2 rRNA genes are annotated in these 2,873 nt (G+C 52.2%); both read left to right on the forward strand.

Annotation, left to right across the window (positions count from 1 at the left end):
* Positions 1 to 2,534 (forward strand): 23S ribosomal RNA (locus ABG80_RS10250); the annotation flags it as partial.
* Between the two features lie 187 nt (positions 2,535 to 2,721).
* Positions 2,722 to 2,834: ribosomal RNA gene (gene rrf, locus ABG80_RS10255) — 5S ribosomal RNA — on the forward strand.
* Positions 2,835 to 2,873 lie beyond the last annotated feature (39 nt).

A 2,873-nucleotide genomic window follows, 5' to 3' on the forward strand; every position in this document is an offset into this window, starting at 1 on the left:
TCTGTGGAACTGAGTGCACGATAAGTAGGGCGGGACACGTGAAATCCTGTCTGAAGATGGGGGGACCATCCTCCAAGGCTAAATACTCGTAATCGACCGATAGTGAACAAGTACCGTGAGGGAAAGGCGAAAAGAACCCCGGGAGGGGAGTGAAATAGATCCTGAAACCGCATGCATACAAAAAGTCGGAGCCGCAAGGTGACGGCGTACCTTTTGTATAATGGGTCAGCGACTTACATTCAGTGGCGAGGTTAACCGAATAGGGAAGCCGAAGAGAAATCGAGTCCGAATAGGGCGTTCAGTCGCTGGGTGTAGACCCGAAACCAAGTGATCTATCCATGGCCAGGATGAAGGTGCGGTAACACGCACTGGAGGTCCGAACCGACTAGTGTTGCAAAACTAGCGGATGAGCTGTGGATAGGGGTGAAAGGCTAAACAAACTTGGAAATAGCTGGTTCTCTCCGAAAACTATTTAGGTAGTGCCTCAAGTATTACCGTCGGGGGTAGAGCACTGTTTAGGCTAGGGGGTCATGGCGACTTACCAAACCTATGCAAACTCCGAATACCGATGAGTACAGCTTGGGAGACAGTGCACCGGGTGCTAACGTCCGGACACAAGAGGGAAACAACCCAGACCGCCAGCTAAGGTCCCTAAAATTGGCTAAGTGGGAAACGAAGTGGGAAGGCTAAAACAGTCAGGATGTTGGCTTAGAAGCAGCCATCATTTAAAGAAAGCGTAATAGCTCACTGATCGAGTCGTCCTGCGCGGAAGATGTAACGGGGCTCAAGCCAGTTACCGAAGCTGCGGATTCACAGTTTTGCTGTGAGTGGTAGGAGAGCGTTCTGTAAGCCTGCGAAGGTGTCTTGAGAAGGATGCTGGAGGTATCAGAAGTGCGAATGCTGACATGAGTAGCGTTAAAGGGGGTGAAAAGCCCCCTCGCCGAAAGCGCAAGGTTTCCTACGCAACGTTCATCGGCGTAGGGTGAGTCGGCCCCTAAGGCGAGGCAGAGATGCGTAGCTGATGGGAAACAGGTCAATATTCCTGTACCGATCTATGGTGCGATGTGGGGACGGAGAAGGTTAGCTCAGCCAACTGTTGGAATAGTTGGTTCAAGCCTGTAGTCGTGCCTGGTAGGCAAATCCGCCGGGCTTAGATGAGGGGTGATAACGGGTCTGCTTGCAGACGAAGTGAGTGATACCCTGCTTCCAGGAAAAGCCACTAAGCTTCAGCCATAGACGACCGTACCGCAAACCGACACTGGTGCGCGAGATGAGTATTCTAAGGCGCTTGAGAGAACTCTGGAGAAGGAACTCGGCAAATTGACACCGTAACTTCGGAAGAAGGTGTGCCTTTAGTAGGTGAACCATTTACTTGGGGAGCCCAATGAGGTCGCAGAGAATCGGTGGCTGCAACTGTTTAATAAAAACACAGCACTCTGCAAAGACGAAAGTCGACGTATAGGGTGTGACGCCTGCCCGGTGCTGGAAGATTAATTGATGGGGTGCAAGCTCTTGATCGAAGTCCCAGTAAACGGCGGCCGTAACTATAACGGTCCTAAGGTAGCGAAATTCCTTGTCGGGTAAGTTCCGACCTGCACGAATGGCGTAATGATGGCCACACTGTCTCCTCCAGAGACTCAGCGAAGTTGAAATGTTTGTGATGATGCAATCTCCCCGCGGAAAGACGGAAAGACCCCATGAACCTTTACTGTAGCTTTACATTGGACTTTGAACAGATCTGTGTAGGATAGGTGGGAGGCTTTGAAGCCAGGACGCTAGTTCTGGTGGAGCCAACGTTGAAATACCACCCTGGTGTGTTTGAGGTTCTAACCTTGGCCCGTTATCCGGGTTGGGGACAGTGTATGGTGGGCAGTTTGACTGGGGCGGTCTCCTCCCAAAGTGTAACGGAGGAGTTCGAAGGTACGCTAGGCACGGTCGGAAATCGTGCTGATAGTGCATAGGCATAAGCGTGCTTGACTGCGAGACTGACAAGTCGAGCAGGTACGAAAGTAGGACTAAGTGATCCGGTGGTTCTGTATGGAAGGGCCATCGCTCAACGGATAAAAGGTACTCTGGGGATAACAGGCTGATACCGCCCAAGAGTTCATATCGACGGCGGTGTTTGGCACCTCGATGTCGGCTCATCTCATCCTGGGGCTGTAGCCGGTCCCAAGGGTATGGCTGTTCGCCATTTAAAGAGGTACGTGAGCTGGGTTTAAAACGTCGTGAGACAGTTTGGTCCCTATCTTCCGTGGGCGCTGCAAGATTGAGAGAGCCTGCTCCTAGTACGAGAGGACCGGAGTGGACGCACCTCTGGTGTATCGGTTGTCACGCCAGTGGCATTGCCGAGTAGCTAAGTGCGGAAGAGATAACCGCTGAAAGCATCTAAGCGGGAAACTCGTCTCAAGATGAGTCTTGCCGGGGCCTTGAGCCCCCTGAAGGGTCGTTGTAGACCACGACGTTGATAGGTTGGGTGTGGAAGCGCAGTAATGCGTTAAGCTAACCAATACTAATTGCCCGTGAGGCTTGACCCTATAACTTTGATGATCTGAAAGTCAGGTCGTCAGGACTGTGAGGCTGTGCATGATCGCCAGCCGCGTGAACCGATGGGTGAACGCTTCAAAGAAGCGAGCCCTCTGCGACAACGCAATCAAGATACATGATTCTCGACTCTGCGAATGAACTGCACCAGGCCAAGCCTCGTGCAGTGAACAGTTTAAGCCTGATGACCATAGCGAGTTGGTCCCACTCCTTCCCATCCCGAACAGGACAGTGAAACGACTCAGCGCCGATGATAGTGCGGATTCCCGTGTGAAAGTAGGACATCGTCAGGCTACTTACTCCAACAAAGCCCCTGCTCTGCAGGGGCTTTG

The sequence above is a fragment of the Aquabacterium parvum genome, from assembly GCF_001447195.1.
Classification (GTDB): Bacteria; Pseudomonadota; Gammaproteobacteria; order Burkholderiales; family Burkholderiaceae_C; genus Aquabacterium; species Aquabacterium parvum.